Raw genomic sequence first — 20,714 nt, forward strand, 5'->3', positions numbered from 1 at the left:
AAAGCTGCTCCTAAAAAGAAAGCTGCTGCTAAGAAAGCCGCTCCTAAAAAAGCTGCTGCTAAGAAAGCTGCTCCTAAAAAGAAAGCTGCTGCTAAGAAAGCTGCTCCTAAAAAAGCTGCTGCTAAGAAAGCTGCTCCTAAAAAGAAAGCTGCTGCTAAGAAAGCCGCTCCTAAAAAAGCTGCTGCTAAGAAAGCTGCTCCTAAGAAGAAAGCTGCTGCTAAGAAAGCCGCTCCTGCTAAGAAAGCTGTTGCAAAGAAGAAAGCTGCTCCTAAAAAAGCACCTGCTGCTGCACCAACAGTTCCTCCAGCTCCGGCTAACTAAGATCGGAATTACAAAATGTAGTTATAAGGATCCTGGCATCTATGCCGGGATCTTTTTTTATACCCATCCCCCAACACAATCCCCCTCCGCAATTTCCACGTAACTCCGTATTTTTACGGCATGGATAATTATTCAATCTCAGATAACTTCTCCCTCCTGTCCAAACTGATGGACATCCACGGAGAAAACAGCTTCAAAGCCAAATCCTTCGCCAGCGCAGCATTCACCATAGAAAAGCTGCCCACACCCCTGAAAGATACCCCCCGCGATGAAATATTCCGGATCAAAGGCATCGGGGAATCTACCGGGAAAAATATCCTCGAAATGCTGGATACCCAACAATGCTCCCTGCTCAATCATTATATAGAAATTACCCCCGCCGGGATCCTCGAAATCATGAAGATCAAAGGACTGGGACCAAAAAAAATAGCCACCATCTGGAAAGAACTGGAAATAGAATCCATGGGCGAACTCCTCTATGCCTGTAACGAAAACCGCCTGATGCTCCTCAAAGGCTTCGGCGCCAAAACACAGGAAAGCGTTCGCCAGAACATCGAATTCTATCTCTCCAACCGCCACCGCTTCCTCTTCGCAGAGGTAGCCGCCACCGGGCAGGAACTGGAAAAACAACTACAGCAGCTCCTGGCCCCCGCAGCCGTTTCACTCACCGGCGCCTTCCGCCGCCACAGCATCATCATCGATGAAATAGAACTGCTCATCGCCGCACCGGTAGATGTAGTGCAACAACAACTCGCCGCACTCCCCGGTTTTTCACTTACCACCGCCAACGCAGATAACCTGGTGTGGCAGCTGAACGAAAAACTCAAAGTAATCACGCATAGCTGCACTGCCGACAGCTTCGCCGCTACTTTATTTACCACTACCGGCTCCCCTGCCTTTATCGATAAATTCAACGCCGCAGGCGGCGCCGCCCTCCTTCACAACGCCACTTCCGAAGATGCTATCTTCAGCGCGGCAGGAATGGACTATATACCGCCGTTCCTACGGGAAGGCATCAACGAATTAACGCTGGCCCGCAACCACCAACTGCCGGAAACCATCGTTGCTTCCGATATCAAAGGCATCATCCACTCCCACAGCAACTGGAGCGACGGCGAATCTTCCCTGGAAGAAATGGCCACCGCCGCCAAAGCACAGGGCTTCGAATACCTCGTGATCAGCGATCACTCCCGCTCCGCTTTTTATGCCAACGGCCTCCATATAGAAAGGATCCTGGCACAACACGCGGAGATTGACGAGCTGAATAAAAAACTGGCGCCTTTCCGCATTTTTAAAAGCATAGAGTCCGATATCCTCAACGATGGATCACTGGATTACCCGGATGAAATCCTGGCAAAATTTGACCTCGTAATTGCATCTGTGCATTCCAATCTCAAAATGACAGAAGAAAAAGCAATGGCCCGGCTACTGAAAGCCATCGAAAATCCATACACTACCATCCTCGGACATATGACCGGCCGCCTGCTTCTCAGCCGCAACGGTTACCCTGTAGATCATAAAGCCATCATCGACGCCTGTGCCGCACATAACGTGATAATAGAACTCAACGCACATCCGCGCCGGCTGGATATCGACTGGACCTGGCTGCATTATGCATTGGAAAAAAAGGTGCTCATCTCCATAGATCCCGATGCCCACAGCATCCACGGATTCCAGGATATCAGGTACGGTACCCTCGCCGCTCAAAAAGGAGGCATCACAAAAACAAACAATCTTAGCAGTTACACTGTTGACATGCTGAATAATTACCTGCTTCAACGTAAGCAACAAAAAAATATCCTTCCATGATGCTATTGGCATTGGCTGTGGCGCCGGGTTTTGCCATCTGTCTTTTTATTTACCTGATAGACAAATACGACCGGGAACCCACCAGCCTCCTGGTAAAAAGTTTCCTGCTGGGCATGCTCTGCGTAGCCCTGCCACTGGCAGTACAGGGCCTCGCAGTAGAGCTGGGCCTCCGCGAAAATAATGGCACGCTCCTCGGAACCGCGGCATTCGCCTATGGCGTAGTCGGCATCTCGGAGGAACTGGCCAAGTTCCTGGTACTCCTGCTGTTCGCCTATCCCAAAAAAGCATTCAACGAACCACTGGATGGCATTGTATACGCAGTAATGATCGGGATGGGCTTCGCCACGCTTGAAAATATTGCGTATGTAAGCAGGTTCGGCGTAGGCACCGGGATAGCCCGCATGTTCCTCTCCGTGCCCGCCCACGGCGCCTTTGCAGTACTCATGGGGTATTATGCCGGCCTGGCTAAATTTGTGCCGCATAGAAGCAGCTCACTCCTGTTCAAAGCACTCATGATCGCCGTTTTCTTTCACGGAACATTCGATTTTTTCCTTTTTCTCGGTAATAATATCTTCCTCATGGGAGCTTCGGTAATCACCCTCATCTTTGCAGTACGTCTATCCATCAAGGCTATACGAAAGGATAGCGCCCTCTCCAAAAAACTGCACGAGGAACACTTTTTTGAAGAAGAGAACACCTGAGGTCACCTGTTTTGCAGTCAGCTTTTAGTTACCTTTGTAAGGCGCTAAAAGCCAACTGCTATGAGATTCATTTATATTTACGATCCGCTGTGTGGCTGGTGCTATGGCTTCACCCCCGTAGTACAGCAACTGCAGGAACGCAGCAATGGGAACATGGAATTCGATATCCTCTCCGGCGGAATGATCACCGGCGATAACCGCCATCCTTTCTCTTCCATGAAGGCATACATCCAGCGCGAACATACCAATGTGGAAAACGCAACAGGTGTGAAATTTGGCGCCGCCTTCCTGGAGAAACTACTCCCCTCGGAAGAAATTATGGATTCAGAAAAGCCCAGCATCGCCCTCACAGTATTTAAACAATACCAGCCGGAAAATGCCATCACCTTTGCGCACGATATGCAGGTAGCGCTCAACTATAATGGCCAGAGCCTGAACAACGACAGCACCTACCGCTCGCTGATCAAAAAATTCAGCCTGCCGGAAGATGAATTCATCAGCCGCCTGCACGATGAAAATTACCGCTACGAAACCCAACAGGAATTCCAGCTGATCCAGAACTGGGGCATCACCGGGTTCCCCGCGGCCATCCTCGATACCGGTAAACAACTTTACCTTTGCGCACGGGGATACACGCCCCTTGATAAACTGGAAGAAACCATAGAAAATATACTGAGAGAAAATAACAGCTTATAACTTTATGTACCACGTCAAAACAGCTACCGTAAACGATATTCCTGTTATACAGGACCTCACAGAAAAGATTTGGAGACCTACCTATCAGCCTATTCTGACACCGGAACAAATAGAATATATGATAGACATGATGTACAGCACCGCCTCCCTGAACAAACAGATCACGGAGCTGCAACATCAGTTTCTCATCCTGCAGGACGATAGCACTCCCATCGGGTTTGCCTCCTACAGCACCACCGGTACACCCGGCATCTTCAAACTGCAAAAGATCTATCTCGATGGAAATTACCAGGGAAAAGGAGTCGGTAAATTCCTATTGGAACAGGTGGCCCAACAGGTAAAAGAACGCGGCGCAAACATCCTCGAACTCGACGTAAACCGCTTCAACAAAGCAAAGCAGTTCTATGAAAAACAGGGATTCAGCGTTTATAAGGAAAAGAAAACCGACATCGGCAGCGGCTATATCATGGACGACTATGTAATGCGTAAACCGCTATAAAAAAAGCCCGGTAAGGAGATACCAGGCTATTCCCAAGTTAACCATTAAAAGACACAACTCTTTTTTAAAAAATAATGTTAATCTAACGTTATGTACGAGAACGGCTGATAAGCGGATTTATCCATACATAAAAAAGCAGCATCTTTTATATTTTAATATAAAAGATGCTGCTTTTAAGTTTAATATCTCTCTAAAAAAATTCCCGCATAGCTAACTATGCGGGAATGCAGGTGTGCCTGAAGCGCGTATATCGGTTATTGATCCAAGCCGTTATTATTTGGCTGTAAGCACGGTGCCTTCGTCGTTATCATCGTCATGGATAACAGCTACCGCCTTATTCAGTTTCAGCTCAGGAGAAATTTTCAATACCCCTGCATTTGCTGCAGCAGTGGCATCACGCAGTTTCACGGATACCAGGGCATCTATCTCTTTTACACGGTCGTTTACCAACGCCACCTGTATATCGGTTTCGCTGAAAGCGCAATCGCCGGTAATCTTTACCATGTCGCCGTTCATGATCACATAGTCCTTACCATAAGCAGCTGTACTGGAAGAGTCCACACCAAAGAAGATGTTGATATCACTACCGGTACAATTGGTTTGTACGCTCTGGTCTGAAGCCTTTACCAGGATACATTTAAACATACTCACAGGTGCAGTGGCAGATTCATTGGCATCTGTCAGTTTTACCAGGGTGATGTAAGCCGGCTGATCCTGTATGTATTGGGAAGCAGAAATGGAAGTTACATCGCCGTTATAACCCACTACCGCTTCATTCTCCGCTTTAATTTCGCTTAATACCAGCACAACGGTTTCGGCCAGTTCGAAGCGGTTATCGTCTTTGATCTTTACATTCAAACTGGCAGTGGTAGCGCCGCTGTCAATTACAAAAGGCGCCTTGATGCTGCTTACAAAGTCGGCTCCCGGCAGCGCGGTACCATTTCCAAATTTGTAAGTTAACCTAACTGGTTTGGATGTGGCATTGATCAGCGGGGTATTATCCCGTTTAAACAAACCGGCAGAAAACACTACATCAGTAGCCGGCTCTGCACCATTGTTACCGCCAATGAACTTCACCATAGCCGGCTGATCCAGGATGGTTACCTCGCCTTTCGACTTGGTAAGATACAGCTCCGACGCATCCAGTACTTCTACATGGAAAGCTTCTTTACCTTCCAGCAGGTTATCACTCTTTACAGGGATCTGGATAGACTTGGAGATGATAGCGCCTGCTGCAAACTCAGAAGGCACAAAGGAAATTGTTCCTTCGGTAACATCAAAGTCGGTTGAACCGGCGCCACCTTTATGCGGAATAGTTTTGTAATGAACGTTAACGGGTGTACGAACACCATTGCTTCTTAAAAACCCGGATAAGGTAATGGTGAGTGTAGCGTTAGATAATCCGTTCAATGGCTCGGAAACAGCGATGTCATTGATAGATACGCCATGACTGATCTTAATAATACGGTTACCATCTTCATCGCCGCCGCCTGCTGCCAGGATTTCTCCGGAAGGGCTCATCAGCAAAGAAGCCAGTGTGGTTTTTGCATCATACTTGCCCAGCTGCTTGTCGAACATCATTTCACCATCAGGACTCAGCTTAATCATGCGGTAGCCTTCTTTTGCCACTACGCAGATCTCATCGTCTTCGGTGAGTAACAGGTGCTGGAATACAGAACCCAGGTTTTTATCAATGGAAACAGTGCCATCAGGGAGCAATTTCACGATCTTACCGGTGTTGTTGCTCACGTTACCCCCTGCCGCTACTACTTTTCCGTTCTTGCCTACTTCCAGTGCGTATAAAGCGGCATCCGTTTCTTTATTGAATAACTCAGTTCCATCAGGACGCAGCTTAACAATGCGGCCACGGTCTTTTTCCTCTGCGCAGGCGAAGATCTGCCCCAGGTCGTTTACTTTGATGGCATTGAACTTACCATCTGCGGTGCTGTATTCTTTATCAAATACTACCTGGCCTTCGGCATTCACTTTAGCAATGCGGCTGGCGTTGCCGGTACCATAAGCGCCACCGCCCATAGCCAGTACTGCGCCGTCTTCCAGCAGCAACATCTTTTCAAAGGTAGCGCCGGGTTTACCAAAAGAAAGTTCAAATTGTTTTTCTCCCTTTCCATCTACTTTCACCATGTAAGCCTTTCCCTGTCCATCACCCACGTCGCCACCTACAGCAACAATGTTTTCATCTTCATCTATCAGCACATTGGTAAAAACATTGTGTGCGCCAAAACCTTTGTCAAATTCTACTTTACCATCGGGCGTCATCTTGGTGATGCGGGCCTGCGCAGGCTTGCTTCCATCCACTCCAACGGTAATGTAATTGCCATGACGGTCTGTAATGATCCGGGTAAAATAACCACCCTGACCATTACCGATGCTCTTGTCAAACACTACTTCGCCGGTAGCAGATAATTTGGTAATACGGGCATTACCATAAGCAATGGTACCGCCACCTACAGCCACCAGTTCATTCTTCGGCAGTAAAATCAGGTCCTGGTATGCTACCAGTCCGCCTTTATTCAGTTTGGCATTGTAAATAAGAGTACCCGTTGCAGATAATTTGGTAATGCAACCATTATCTGTTCCGCCTCCGATGGCAACAATAGCATTGTTCTCCGCAATAGCCAGTTTCTTATACTGGTTTTTGGGAGCACTGAAGCTCTTGTTAAACACAACAGGCATCTCCTGTGCGAAGGCCTGTGTGCCTACCGCCAGTAATAGCATTAGTGAGGAAAATTTGTTCATTTGTATTAGTTTGATATACGCTAAAAAATAACCGATAAATAGTTTATTGAATCTTAATCTCGCACCTTCTGTTTACGCCCTGCAGTTGTATAAAATACTCCCTGTCGGCCTCCGGTCGCTGGCTCCCCGCAATCCATACCGGGCGGGTAGACCCGAAATAATTGATCCTTATTTTATCAGGAGTAACACCCCTGCTCAGCAGGCACTCCTGGATGTATACAGCACGGTTCTTCGACAGCGACAAGTTATACCGCTCGGTACCAATAATATCGGTATGCCCGTTCACCAGTATGATCCGGTGCGGGTTCGACTTCCATATCCGGAAAATAGAATCCAGCTTACGCCATTCCTGGTCCTGCGGAACAAAAGAATTCAGATCGTAGTAAATCACACCGGGAACTTTCCACAACGCTTCCAGCGCTTTCACCGCACTGTCTCTTACCAGCGTATAACCCACACCGTTAGTAGTGGCATTTGGGCCACTGGCTTGCTGTTGCCAGGATACCATTTCCGGGCTGCTGTAGGCAGCCTGACCGGTATATGCCGGTTGCACGGTAGCAGTAGCAACAACTACCGGTTGGGTATTGCTGTTACCGGGGTGATCGTTTTGCCAGGGAATAATTTCGGGAGAACTGTCTGTTACATCATTGGCGTAATCCACCATTTTGCGCTCGGGACTAACGGCAACGGCTGCTGCGGGAACGGGTTTCAATACCACTTTATCCACCACCGGCGGTTGCACGGGGAGGTTATCGTATTGTTTGGTTCCTACTAAAGTCAGCTGTTGACGGGTATCCGTCTGGTTCATGGTATAAGGCACTCGGTCATCTTCTTTTACCGGCTTGCCGGGATAAGGCAGGTCCAGTTGTTTCAAAGGATTTTTCTTCAGGTTTAACACATAAATATGATCGTTATCATGCGCGCCTGAACGGTCTGATGTAAAATATAATAACAGCTTGCCTTCATCCAATACAGGATTCAGATCATCAAACTGTGTATTCACAGGATACGGCAAATGTACAGTTCCTTCTTCCGGTTTTTTTATATTTATTACAAAGATATCCAGTCCACCAAATCCCCGGAGGCCATTCGACGAAAAGAACAACTTATCACCCACCACAAAAGGATACAGTTCATTTCCATTGGTATTTACCTGCGGACCCAGGTTCACCGGCGCTTTCCACCGTTTGGCTTCTTTGTCCCAGTCGGTGTAGTAAATATCTGTACCACCCTGACCACCAGGCATATCGGACGCAAAGTACAAACGTTTACCATTAGGTGCAACTGATGGGTGCAGGAAAGAATAAGTTTCCAGGTTTTTCCCCAGCTTCACCGGCAGTGGTTTACTCCATACATCATGATCCGGTTGATAAACAGCAGATAACAACTGCGTACCATTGTTATAATTAATATAAGAATTCTTGTCGTTCTTCACATCGGTAAACCGGTTGGAAGTATAGATCACCTTTTGCCCGTTATCAAAGAAAGAAGCAGGTCCTACCTGTAATACACCCCGCAAGCTATTATTAAAAGGCTCTACGCCATCTTCTGAAATCTGGTATAGTTTGGAATTCGTATAAAAAGATTGCTGCTCGTTTTTCCGGATATCATTGGAAAGAAATACAATGTTATTACGGTAGAGCGCCAGTCCATACTGATACCCGGGCAGGTTCAGGCGAAGACTGTCCACCCGTATATTCTCCATAGAATCACGGTTAAAGAAACCGTAGTAATTCACCAGCGATTCTTTCAGGTTGGTAAAACGCGCATTATTCTTATAGTTATTGGCATACACGGCGCTGATCTCCTGGGCTTTCACCACCCTCCCGGTGCGCTTCAGCAGATCAATGTAGTTGGTTACATCTGTTACCAGCACATCTTTTTCCGGCTTGTACAACAGCTCATCGTACAAACTGATCGTTTTCTCAAACTGCCTGGTTTCAAAGTACACCCGCGCCAGCTGTAGCTTAGCCCGGCGTAAAACTTCTTCGCTGCCGCCATTATTAATTACTTCATTACACAGCGAGATCGCCCTTTCGTATTCTTGTCTTTTGTAAAGCCGTTCCGCACGCTTTACCTTAGCCATACTTCCCAAGCCGCCTATTTGCACTCGGTCTTTTACAAAACTGCAGGAAACAAACAGGGAAACAATGCTCAGAAAAAGTATGAGGGAAGAGAAATTGTATTTTCGCATACCATTCTTGATTTTAAAATTAGAAATAACGCGGCGCCACCACTTTCCACTTCGACCAGGAGAAGCGGTAATTAATCATCACTTCATGCGACACCGTTTGCGCGCCTTTCAGATTCGACTGCATAGGCGTATCATAAGAATAACCGATCTGCAGGTTCTTCGTTGCCTGCACCTGCACCAATCCAGTCATCGTTTTTTCAGAACGCCACGATGCACCCAGCCATATCAGGTTCTTCAGGAGAATATTCGCATTCAGATCATACTGAAAACCCGCGCCCTTCACCTGCCGCAACAACACATTCGGCTTCAGCTTCACATCATCATTAATATTGATCAGGTAACCCGTTTGCAGGTAATAGTGCGATTCCACCACTACTTTATTCACACTGTTGCCGAGGTCGAAACTCTTGAAAGTAGGCGACGACAACCCGATAAAGAACCGGTCGGTAAACAACATGAAACCGAATCCCACATCCGTTTTCCAGTAACTCTGGTTTTGTGCAAACACCGGGTCGGTGGTAGTCAGGGAACTATTATCTTCCCTGAAATGCGACATGCCGCCCTTCAATCCCAGGGCCAGGTAAATCTTCTCATTGAGCTTTACCCGTTGGGAAACATTCAGGTTCACCGCCGTCTGCGAATTCACAGTGATCTTTTCATTCATCAGCGACACGCCAAAACTTGTATTGGTGGCCTTTATAGGAGTATAAAATGAAGCCGTGGCCGTTTTAGGAGCCCCTTCCACACCCACCCACTGGTTACGGCCCACTGCCGTAAGACTGGAAGATTCATCCATAGAAGGATAAGCCGGATTGATGATCATGCCGTTGAACATATACTGCGAGTACAAGGGTTCCTGCTGCGCAGCAACCTGTAAACAACAACACCAGCATAAGATAGTAACCCCTAAAGCTTTCATAAGATGCTTTTTCATAGGTATCAGCTTAAATATTTTTTTGTCAGATGCATCCTGCTTTAAATTCGTATGCCCGTTAACGTTTTATCACAATAAACCCGGTATATCGCTCTTTCTTACCATCTATCTCTACTTCAATATTGTAGAAGTAAGAACCGTCCGGCACATCATTTCCTGAACTACCACCCGCATTCGCTTTACCACGGAAGTTCTTCGACTTGTTATCGTAGTGTTGCAACTTAAATACGGTGCCGCCCCAACGATTAAAGATCACCACCTCATTATTCGGATACTTGTCGATATTCTCAATGTACATCACGTCATTTCCCATACCATCGTTGTTAGGGGAAAGCGCCGGATGCACCCGGATCTTACCACTGTTGTTATTGATCTGACGGCCGTCTGTACTATACTTCTCTACAGAATCCGCTACACCGTCTCCATCAGAATCCAGGTCAAGGAAATTAGGAATGCCATCTCCATCTGTATCGTCATCAAACGGATCACCATTGCCATTGATATCTTCCTGCTTGTCCGTTAAGCCATCACCATCGGTATCACAACTGCCACACATCGGATCATCGTTCAGGATCACACCGGTAGCCTTGGATGGCTCGCCTAAAGTTGGCGTATGCTGACCAGAAGGCACCGATACCGTGGTCATCTTCAGGATAAAGGTTTCATTCTGTTCAAACGTAGTATCACCTTTAATATTCACCGTTACCTGTCCGATAGTCTGCAGCGCAGGGATCACCGTTTGTGTAACAGCGTTGTCGAAATCAACACCCGGCGTGGCTTTGAAATCCATATAAGGATAAGACACTCCATCTACGGACGCTTCAAAATCATAATTAATCGTAATCGGGCGGGAACTTTGCCTGCTCAGTTGTACGTTAAAGCGCAGCGGTGTGTTCTCGCCGGTATTGCCTTCTTTCACGCTGAATTTATCGGCAGCAAAGGAGAGCGTGAGCGGATCGTTATCTGTTATGGCCACCCTCGCGGTATCAATGGCGCCGGCTTTGTATACCAGGGTGCTGCTACCGCCAATGTATGGCAGTATAGCTGCTTTCAGGAACCCGTCATCATCATTGATGTCATTGTCGCCGGTGGTGATAATAAACGAATGTTGTTTCGTGAGTGCCGGCATATTAATCGTTAAGATGTTACCACTCACCGTACCTTCCGCAGCAGTAAACGTGCGGGCGGCATCCTGTGTAATGCGGAGGCGTACCGGCACATCGTAGGCTGCTGAGGCAGGCGATTTCAATGTAAACTTCACGCCGCTTCCTTCTGCAGCAGTAGCTGCTTCCGCTGATATTTCCACCACCAGCGTATCGTTGTCATGAATGATTACATCAGCCGCTGCACTGGCAGATAACGGCCAGGTAATACCTGCCATGCTACTGCTCACCGCTCCCAGCTGTACTTTCACATCTTCATCTCCCTCTACTATGTTATTATCGATGGGTAGTACTTTAATGTCTGCACCATTCTGGCCTGCAGGGATCAGCACCGTGCCGCTCAGTTTACGGTAACGGGTGTCTGCTACGGCAGTACCGCTAACGGTATAGGCTACACTCACATCTTTCACGGCAGATAACTGTGTATCCGAGAACCGCACGCGGAAAGATCCGGGGACATCCGGTTCGGTGGCATCTGCTGTTTTTGCGATCATCATCTCACGGCCAGGGGCGGTGCTTTCATCATCATGTACGATCAGTGTAACGGTGTCTTTATCATCTACATCCAGTGCGATGTTCTTGTTAAACCGTTTCATCTGTGCCAGCATCAGCGACAATTTCACCTGCTCATCTCCTTCTATCACTTTATTATCGATCACATTCACGGGAACGGATATACTGTTTTGTCCGGCCGGGATTACTGCGGATGTTTGCACCGGCGCAATATTGGTAGTGCCTGCAATGCTGCTTACATAGAACACTACTTTCACATCGGCGGCTGCGGTGCTGCTACCTGGCAATTTCACCGTGTAAGCACCGTGTGTAGCCGGTTCAGCGGCGTCTTTATTCTTTTGTAATACCACGCGCATGTCGCCGGTTTCAGGAATCAGCACCATACCTGGCTGGGAAAGTGTATAACCTGTTGTTGCCAGTTGCGCGGTAAACTGCAGTTGTTCATCTCCTTCCAGTATATTATCTCCTGTTAATTTCAACTGGTATACTTTATTATGTTCTCCGGCCGCCAGCGTTACCTTCGCAGGAACACCGGTATAGTCCGCATCATCTGCAGTAGACACGGCGTTTCTGCTGATATTGATCACCACATCTTCAGAAGAAGTGATCTGGCTGTTCACAAACCCAATGGTTACATCACTGCTGCTGCCTTCGTGTATAACGGAGGAGTCTATACGCATTTCTAATTTCAGGTTATCAGGATTCAAGCGTGTAGCATCATCAATTGTTACAGATAATTTATCACCTTTCATACCTGCAAAACCCTGTGGCGTTGCAGCTATCCACAACAATTCCGGTTTCTCCAGTATAAAGTCTGTTTTAGCAGTAAAGGAGAAAGTAACATCAGGTGTACCTGCAGGAATGGTTACACTAGCCGGCAGGTTGTCGATATCCCCTGCTGTTGCCACCGATGCTGCATCCCTGTTTAAGGTAACAATGATATCCTTGCTGGCAGTAACACTCGGCGCCAGGCTTACTTTCACCTGGTAGGCATTTCCTTCCAGTACTTTAGTCCCCGCAGTTACGGCAGTAAGATGTATGAAGCCGGTAACCGGATCATCGTGTGTTCTGTCTTTAATCGTAATGGTGGTATCTTTTACAACAGCGGTGTTAAAAATGGCGTCTGTAATACTGCCTTTAAACACCACGGTTTCATCATCTTCCAGCACCAGGTCTTTCAACGCTTTCAGCGCAAATGTGTGGGTACCTGTGTTTTGTCCTTTTTTAATAATAATATCATAAGGAGATGGTAAAGCATTATGATCTGCATTTACCGCGGTACTCAGTATGTTGTCTTTAGTTACATGTATGGTGATGTCTTTACCTGCCTGCAGGTTGTTTGGCAGCTGCGCACTCAGCACTGCACCGGAACCGTTTTCATCAATAGCAGCCAGTGTACTCTTGAGCACAACAGGCGTCGGCAACGGATACTGTGTTGGATCGTCATCGATGGTGAACACCGGTTTATTAATGGTGTAAGTACTGATGCCATCGGTAGCGCTGGCGTTAATGGTAAAGTTCTCCGGACCTTCTGTGAAGTTATCTTTCTTAATCTTCAAACCGGTGGCGATACTGTTGCCCGTGTTCAGATACACATCAGGCGCCAGTGCATAATCCAGTCCGGCTTCTGCGCTGCCTGCCGATTGTGGCAGTAATATATGAACAGGTACATCAGTGGTAACGCCGGCAGGCAAACTAAGCGTTACAGCGCCGCTATCTCCTTCTGTCAGTGGTGTTTTCCAGGCCGTAATGTTTAATGCCAGGTTAGCGGCATCGTTGCGGGTAAGATCCTGTATCGCCAGCGGGAGGTTATTCACCGTATATCCGTTAACGGTAGCATTCACCACCAGGGCTTCATTCTTTTCCAGCACCTTATCAGCCACTGTTTTCAGCAGTTCAAAGGTAGCGGTGGTTTGGCCGTGCGGTAACACATAGGAAGTAGCCGACAGCGTATAGTCGTCAACGTTTTTAGCCGTAGTAAGCGCATTGTCTACCGCCAGTTGGATGCTTACATCTTTTGTAGATGCATAAGGCACCGTTGCGGTCACCATCACTTTATTTCCTTCCGGAACCAGTGTGGCATCCGGGGTAAGCGTCATCTTTCTTGCGTTGGGTTGTTTTTCGGTGTAATCCTTTATGTACACGTCTGCACTGGTGGCCGGCATGTTAACATTCCCCTTGTTGCCATCAATGATCAACATGCCTTCATCGTCCAGTATCGCATTAGTACTTGCGGTGATGGCTGAAGTAGCCGCAGCTGATGTAGTTTTGAGGATAGTAACGCTGGCTGGTACTGCCGTGTGGCGGGCATCTGCCACCGTAGAAGACACAGCATCCTTCGCCAGGTTAATTACCCAGTCTTTACCGGCTTTCCAGCCATGCGGGAAGGTAGCGGTAATAACGGCGCTGCTTCCTTCATAAATACTATCAGGTGTGCTGCTCAGAATGATAGAATCACCGGCAGGGAAAGGATACTGCGCATCCTTAATGCTAAGATCCATTGTAGCCGGCAGGAAGGTGTACACTGTGCTGAGTGCATCACTCACTACTGGTGTAACATGTATATCTTCTGCATCTTCTACTAAAATATCCGATGCTACTTTTAATAGCGCCACGCCGGATGCACCGGTAAAGGTAGTATCCGCAGGCAGGTAGTAATCAGTATTACGTGTAGCCGTGCCGGTAGCGCCACCCAGTGTAATCTTAATGGGTATCTCCGTGGTTACACCGGCAGGTAAACTGAAGCCGATATTGTTGGTGCTGTTCTCATTCACCGCCGCAGATGGCAATGTGAATGTGATCTTTGTTTTATTGACATCCCTGCGGGTGGCGTCATTGAGTTGGATACTTGCATCGGTAATCGTATAGCCGGTAGCGGTACCGCGTATCTTCAGTTGTTTATCGTTTTCTATCACTTCATCCGCAGCAGCTTTGATAACCGGTGCAGTGGTGGTGAAGGTGTTGCTGTTTTTCGGGAATACAATGCCGGGCTGCAATGTTACGTAATCGCCGGCGGCCGCATCGGTGCCGGTTGGATTGGTACTCAGTGCAATCGTCACATCTTTGGCGGCAGCATAACCAGCAGGTAACGATACCGTGAAAGCAGTGCTGCTGCCTTCTGCAAGCGGAGAAGTTACTGCGGTTAAGGTCAGCTTCTTCTGCGCAGGATCAGTGCCATCCGTGATGTTAATGATTGCGCTGGTAGCCGGCATGTTGGTGTTGCCTGCGTTGCCATCTACTTTTATAAATCCGCCGTCGTCGAATACATTGTTGGTTTTAGTGGTGATGGCCGCAGTGGTGCCGGACGATGCGTTGGCCGCAATGGTCACGGAACCCGGGATGGTACCATGACTTGTATCTGCCGTTGTTGACCGCACCGCATCTTTCGCCAGGTTGATGGTCCAGGCTTTACCGGCCTTCCAGCCATGCGGGAAAGTGGCGGTAATAATAGCGGAGCCGCCTTCCGTTACCGGGTTAGGTGTGCTGGTCAGCAACACGGAGTCGCCCGCAGGGAAAGGATACTGCGCATCTTTAATGCTCATATCCATTGTAGCCGGCAGGAAGGTGTACACCGTGCTGAGTGCATCACTCACTACAGGTGTAACATGTATATCTTCTGCATCTTCTACTAAAATATCTGATGCTACTTTTAACAAAGCCACGCCGGATGCACCGGTAAAGGTGGTATCCGCAGGCAGGTAGTAATCTGTATTACGTATAGCCGTGCCAGTAGCGCCACCCAGTGTAATCTTAATTGGTATCTCCGTAGTTACACCGGCAGGTAAACTGAAGCCGATATTGTTGGTGCTGTTTTCATTCACCGCGCCTGATGGCAGCGTGAAAATGATCTTTGTTTTATTGGCATCCCTGCGGGTGGCGTCATTCAGTTGGATACTTGCATCGGTAATCGTATAGCCGGTAGCAGTACCGCGTATCTTCAATTGCTTATCGTTTTCTATCACTTCATCCGCAGCAGCTTTAATAACCGGTGCTGTGGTGGTGAAGATGTTGCTGTTTTTCGGGAATACAATGCCGGGCTGCAATGTTACATAGTCGCCCGCAGCCGCATCGGTGCCGGTTGGATTGGTACTCAGTGCAATCGTCACATCTTTGGCGGCGGCATAACCAGCAGGTAACGATACCGTGAAAGCAGTGCTGCTGCCTTCTGCAAGCGGGGAGGTTACTGCGGTTAAGGTCAGCTTCTTCTGTGCAGGATCAGTACCATCCGTGATGTTAATGATTGCGCTGGTAGCCGGCATGTTGGTGTTGCCTGCATTGCCATCTACTTTTATAAATCCGCCGTCGTCAAATACATTATTGGTTTTAGTGGTGATGGCTGCAGTGGTGCCGGACGATGCGTTGGCTGCAATAGTCACGGAACCCGGGATGGTACCATGACTGGTATCAGCTGTTGTTGACCGCACCGCATCTTTCGCCAGGTTGATGGTCCAGGCTTTGCCGGCCTTCCAGCCATGCGGGAAAGTGGCGGTAATGATAGCGGAGCCGCCTTCCGTTACCGGGTTAGGCGTGCTGGTCAGCAACACGGAGTCGCCCGCAGGGAAAGGATACTGCGCATCTTTGATGCTCAGATCCATTGTAGCCGGCAGGAAGGTGTACACCGTGCTGAGTGCATCACTCACTACTGGTGTAACATGTATATCTTCTGCATCTTCTACTAAAATATCCGATGCTACTTTTAATAGCGCCACGCCGGATGCACCGGTAAAGGTAGTATCCGCGGGCAGGTAGTAATCAGTATTACGTGTAGCCGTACCAGTAGCACCACCCAGTGTAATCTTAATGGGTATCTCCGTGGTTACACCGGCAGGTAAACTGAAGCCGATATTGTTGGTGCTGTTTTCATTCACCGCCGCAGATGGCAGTGTGAACGTGATCTTTGTTTTATTGGCATCCCTGCGGGTGGCGTCATTGAGCTGGATACTTGCATCGGTAATCGTATAGCCGGTAGCGGTACCCTTTATCTTCAGTTGCTTATCGTTTTCTATCACTTCATCCGCAGCTGCTTTGATAACCGGTGCAGTGGTGGTGAAGGTATTGTTGTTTTTCGGGAATACAATGCCGGGTTGCAATGTTACGTAATCGCCCGCAGCCGCATCGGTGCCGGTTGGATTGGTACTCAGTGCAATCGTCACATCTTTGGCGGCAGCATAACCAGCAGGTAACGATACCGTGAAAGCAGTGCTGCTGCCTTCTGCAAGCGGAGAAGTTACTGCGGTTAAGGTCAGCTTCTTCTGCGCAGGATCAGTGCCATCCGTGATATTGATGATCGCGCTGGTAGCCGGCATGTTGGTGTTGCCTGCGTTACCATCTACTTTTATAAATCCACCGTCGTCAAATACATTATTGGTTTTAGTGGTGATGGCCGTAGTGGTGCCGGACGATGCGTTGGCCGCAATGGTCACGGAACCCGGGATGGTACCATGACTGGTATCAGCCGTTGTTGACCGCACCGCATCTTTTGCCAGGTTGATGGTCCAGGCTTTGCCGGCCTTCCAGCCATGCGGGAAAGTAGCAGTAATAATAGCGGAGCCGCCTTCTGTTACCGGGTTAGGTGTGCTGGTCAGCAACACGGAGTCGCCCGCAGGGAAAGGATACTGCGCATCTTTAATGCTCATATCCATTGTAGCCGGCAGGAAGGTGTATACTGTACTCAGCGCATCACTCACTACAGGTGTAACATGTATATCTTCTGCATCTTCTACTAAAATATCCGATGCTACTTTTAGTAGCGCCACGCCGGATGCACCGGTAAAGGAGGTATCCGCAGGCAGGTAATAATCTGTATTACGTATAGCCGTACCGGTAGCGCCACCCAGTGTAATCTTAATTGGTATCTCCGTGGTTACACCGGCAGGTAAGCTGAAGCCGATATTGTTAGTGCTGTTTTCATTCACCGCAGCAGATGGCAATGTGAAGGTAATCTTTGTGGCGTTGGCATCTCTACGCGTGGCATCATCAATGATAATGGCCGTATCCGACACGGTGTATCCGGTTAAACCAAATACGCTGCCAGTCAGCCCCAGTCGTTCATCTTTCTCAATAATATGATCATCACCCACTGCTTTTATAATGGTATAGGTGGTGGTATAAGGAGAAGGCGTGTTGGCCGGTAACCGGATGCTGTCTTCTGTTATCCAGCCAAAGTCTGTAACACCGGCGTCAGAGCCGGCCACGTTTCTTTTCAGCGCAACGACAATATCTTTTGCAGAAGTATACCCGGCAGGCAGCGCAATAGTAAAACGGGTACTATCGCCTTCTGGCAGATGATACGTTAGCGGGGCAATGGTTAATTTCTTCTGGGCCGGAGAGGTGGCGTCATTGATAGTAAGCGTTAAACTATCCTTTACCAGGATCCCTGCGTCCGCAGTGCTTCCCACTAATACCAGTTTGCGGGTGTCATCAAACACCTGGTTGGCAGCGGTGCCAACTATTACTGTATCAGAAAGGGTTCTGGCAGCAGGTATCGTTACTGTGCCGGAAGGGAAAGTATAGGTACCCGCTGCTGCCGTGGAGGAGCCGCCGGGTGTAAAGTTAACCTGGATCGGAATTTCAGTGGTAAGCCCTGCAGGCAGTTCTGCCCATACTCCCGGGGAAGTACCTTCATTAATGCTGTTGGCAGAAATATGTAAGATGATGGGAGTTGTCATAGGCAGCTGCGCATCTGTAATATTCACTGCAAAAGGAGTAACAGTTGTGGTGTAAGTTGTGGAAGGAATAGGATCTGACGCAGCAAGTTCAATCTCTATTTTCTCTGTGCCTTCTATCGCATTATCACTGTTAATTTTAAAAGGGAGGGTGATGCGACCGGCGCCCTGTGGAATGGTAACAGGACCGGCGAGTTCATAGTCCGTAACATCTGTGGCAGTAGAGGTGCTTTTTTTATTGATGATCACATCAATCGGCAGATCCGTAGTAACACCGTCCGGCAAAGAAATCGTTACCATTCCGTTGTAAGGCTCTTTCAGCGATGCCGGATCATCGGTTACAAAAGACAGCACTGTTAATGTAGGATCAAGGCGGGTCGCATCTTCAATATGCAGGGATTTGGAAGCGCTTTGGGGCTGCCCCATCACCACCGCATCCGCCTTGAAATTCACCAGCTCGTCTTTTTCCAGGATACTGTCTTTTACAGGTCTTACCGGGATACTTACCCCGTTGGAACCTATCTCTATATAAGCAACATTATCATAGGTAAAATCTGATGCAATAGCCTCTGTACCTGCCGCTACCACCGATAAATCCACCTGGGTTCTTTCGGATGCCAGCACCCCGGGAGGAAGTGTTACCCGCACGGAATCAATAACGCCTTCGCGGATCTTTGCCGGAGCCGACAAGGTGATGTGTTTCGGTTCATCATCCTGGATGGTGTATACGCAGGTGGTTTGACCGGTAATGTTTACCAGTTTATTTTCGGTAACAGGTACCAGCTGGAAAGTCATATGCCGGCTGTATTCCAGGGCGTTGTTCCCGATGATCTTTATGTTACTTAACTGTATTTTATCACCCGCAACATAAGCCTTTGCAGGAATCATAAACCCGCCGTAAAAAGTAAAGTCAGTACCCTGCACTGCATTGTGCAACCCTCCGGACGGAGGTACCAGCGCTACTTTCACATACATCTCCGAAGTAATGGTAGCGTTATTGTTCACTACCAGGTACAGGTTAGGTAAGTTGAGATCCCCGTTGTTTCCTTCAGCGCCGGTGGCGGAATCTTTCTCAAACGACACGGAAATAGGATCAGTGCCCGTACTGAGGGGCGATCCCTGTAGATTAATATGAACCGGTGTATTGTTATATCCATAGTCTACTGCCACGCGGGTACCAATAGCTTTGGTGGTTGGTTTCACACCGAGGGTGATCGCTGCCGCCAGTCCTTTAGGAGCCGTATTTACGCCTCCTTCATCGATTGCGTTTACCAGCTGGAAGTTGTTAAAGACCTGCCTGTCTCCTGCCGACTTGGCCACATAGGAAGAAAACGTCGTATAGGCATGATAGGTATGTGAAAATTCTCCTACGGTAGCATTGGGATAATCAGCATTAAAACCCGGCGGCCTTATAAAACCTATAATATCCGGATTGGGACCACCGCCTGGAGGATTCATAAACCCCGTAGCGCTTCTGTTATTATCCAGTATGGGACCCAGCGGATCATCCTGCATGGTAGGAAATTCACTCAGGTACAGGTAAAAAGTGGTAGAGGGCCTGTCGTTATAAAAGGTGTAATCCAGTACAAAATAACTGTTAGGTACAACGTAGGTAATAGTCATCAGCACGGTGGCTACAAACGGTCCCCTTCCTGCATTTTCAAAATACGAGAGGGAATCAACCAAACAAACCTTATAAGGGTCCGCAACTGTGCCGGAACCCATTACCTCGGATATTTTCTCAAAGTTAATGTCAAACGGAGTAGGAGTAACAAAACCGGTGGTATTCTGCATCTTGAAATTCGACCGGATCCCCATCACTGAACTTGAATTCTCCTTCCTGGATTCTGATCTCCCGTTCCTTGTTACCTCATAGGTACCATCCGTATTGATCTTTATCCTTAATCCATCGGTAAGCGTATTACCTCCAAGCGGGTTGATGGTTACCTGTGCCTGTACACCCGTGCTGACCAGGAAAAAAGCGGCTGTCAGGAATAACGCCTGGCACAGGAACACGTGGATACGATGGGGCATACCTTGCTTAATTAATTTCGTAGGATAGGAAAGGAGTAACATATAAGCGTGTAAATTTCTATTTATACATATAGATTTTAAGTCAAAAATGATAAAACAGTCCTTTGTAAAACCCTATATGCGAATCTCTGTAATTGGCTCTCCCGGCAGGCTTCTATATTGTTCCTTCTTTTTTTCTGATGAAACTGAAAAACCAGCCCCGCCGGCAATTATATATCTCTTAATCGTGTGTTGGTGGGTGCCTGAGACGCGCTCATGGGCGTTTTTTATGATTTCTACAATTATGCTATACCCTTCCACTTGTCACCCATCTTCAAACAATTAAATATAAAATCATATATTTTAATTAGCAAATCTATAATAATATTTATATTAAATCAAATTAATTTATCTAACCATAAGTCGGGGTAGCAGGAAACGGCGATTAA

Annotated in this window: 9 protein-coding genes; 5 read left to right on the forward strand and 4 right to left on the reverse strand. The window is 47.9% G+C overall.

Annotated features, from left to right (window positions below):
• The 5 genes from V7S65_RS15115 to V7S65_RS15135 form a co-directional block, all read left to right on the forward strand.
• On the forward strand, positions 1-321 hold a 321-nt coding region (locus tag V7S65_RS15115; protein WP_339545954.1), incomplete at its 5' end, for a hypothetical protein.
• Between the two features lie 120 nt (positions 322-441).
• The gene (locus V7S65_RS15120; RefSeq protein ID WP_336387167.1) at positions 442-2,130 is read left to right on the forward strand and encodes a helix-hairpin-helix domain-containing protein; all 1,689 of its coding nucleotides are present in this window, start codon (positions 442-444) and stop codon (positions 2,128-2,130) included.
• Entirely contained in the window at positions 2,127-2,831 is a 705-nt protein-coding gene (locus V7S65_RS15125) for a PrsW family intramembrane metalloprotease (protein WP_336387168.1), read from the forward strand. Before V7S65_RS15120 ends, V7S65_RS15125 begins: the two co-directional genes overlap by 4 nt.
• Positions 2,832-2,891: 60 nt before the next feature.
• Positions 2,892-3,527 carry a DsbA family protein gene (locus tag V7S65_RS15130; RefSeq protein WP_079468900.1) on the forward strand — a complete coding sequence of 212 codons (636 nt, stop codon included), beginning with the start codon at positions 2,892-2,894 and terminating at the stop codon, positions 3,525-3,527.
• A 4-nt stretch (positions 3,528-3,531) separates the two neighbouring features.
• Positions 3,532-4,026 carry a GNAT family N-acetyltransferase gene (locus V7S65_RS15135; RefSeq protein ID WP_079468901.1) on the forward strand — a complete coding sequence of 165 codons (495 nt, stop codon included), beginning with the start codon at positions 3,532-3,534 and terminating at the stop codon, positions 4,024-4,026.
• 273 nt (positions 4,027-4,299) lie between these two features.
• On the opposite strand, the gene V7S65_RS15140 is transcribed toward V7S65_RS15135, so the two are convergent.
• The 4 genes from V7S65_RS15140 to V7S65_RS15155 are packed head-to-tail and all read right to left on the reverse strand — an operon-like array spanning position 4,300 to position 20,286.
• Positions 4,300-6,783 carry a Calx-beta domain-containing protein gene (locus tag V7S65_RS15140; protein WP_336387170.1) on the reverse strand — a complete coding sequence of 828 codons (2,484 nt, stop codon included), beginning with the start codon at positions 6,781-6,783 and terminating at the stop codon, positions 4,300-4,302.
• A 43-nt stretch (positions 6,784-6,826) separates the two neighbouring features.
• Positions 6,827-8,977 (reverse strand): OmpA family protein, encoded by a 2,151-nt coding sequence (locus tag V7S65_RS15145; protein ID WP_336387171.1) that lies wholly within the window; start codon positions 8,975-8,977, stop codon positions 6,827-6,829.
• Positions 8,978-8,996: 19 nt separating this feature from the next.
• Positions 8,997-9,911: a PorP/SprF family type IX secretion system membrane protein gene (locus V7S65_RS15150; protein WP_079468904.1), complete on the reverse strand. Its 915-nt coding sequence runs from the start codon at positions 9,909-9,911 to the stop codon at positions 8,997-8,999.
• Positions 9,912-9,969: 58 nt separating this feature from the next.
• The gene (locus tag V7S65_RS15155) at positions 9,970-20,286 is read right to left on the reverse strand and encodes a Calx-beta domain-containing protein (protein WP_336387172.1); all 10,317 of its coding nucleotides are present in this window, start codon (positions 20,284-20,286) and stop codon (positions 9,970-9,972) included.
• Between the last annotated feature and the right edge of the window lie 428 nt (positions 20,287-20,714).

Source organism: Chitinophaga sp. CCNWYY40 (assembly GCF_037483205.1).
GTDB classification, from domain to species: domain Bacteria; phylum Bacteroidota; class Bacteroidia; order Chitinophagales; family Chitinophagaceae; genus Chitinophaga; species Chitinophaga ginsengisegetis.

Coding starts and splice junctions, on each gene's coding strand:
- V7S65_RS15155 (WP_336387172.1), bottom strand. CDS start 20,286: ATGCCCCATCGTATCCACGTGTTCCTGTGCCAGGCGTTATTCCTGACA.
- V7S65_RS15120 (WP_336387167.1), top strand. CDS start 442: ATGGATAATTATTCAATCTCAGATAACTTCTCCCTCCTGTCCAAACTG.
- V7S65_RS15130 (WP_079468900.1), top strand. CDS start 2,892: ATGAGATTCATTTATATTTACGATCCGCTGTGTGGCTGGTGCTATGGC.
- V7S65_RS15140 (WP_336387170.1), bottom strand. CDS start 6,783: ATGAACAAATTTTCCTCACTAATGCTATTACTGGCGGTAGGCACACAG.
- V7S65_RS15145 (WP_336387171.1), bottom strand. CDS start 8,977: ATGCGAAAATACAATTTCTCTTCCCTCATACTTTTTCTGAGCATTGTT.
- V7S65_RS15135 (WP_079468901.1), top strand. CDS start 3,532: ATGTACCACGTCAAAACAGCTACCGTAAACGATATTCCTGTTATACAG.
- V7S65_RS15125 (WP_336387168.1), top strand. CDS start 2,127: ATGATGCTATTGGCATTGGCTGTGGCGCCGGGTTTTGCCATCTGTCTT.
- V7S65_RS15150 (WP_079468904.1), bottom strand. CDS start 9,911: ATGAAAAAGCATCTTATGAAAGCTTTAGGGGTTACTATCTTATGCTGG.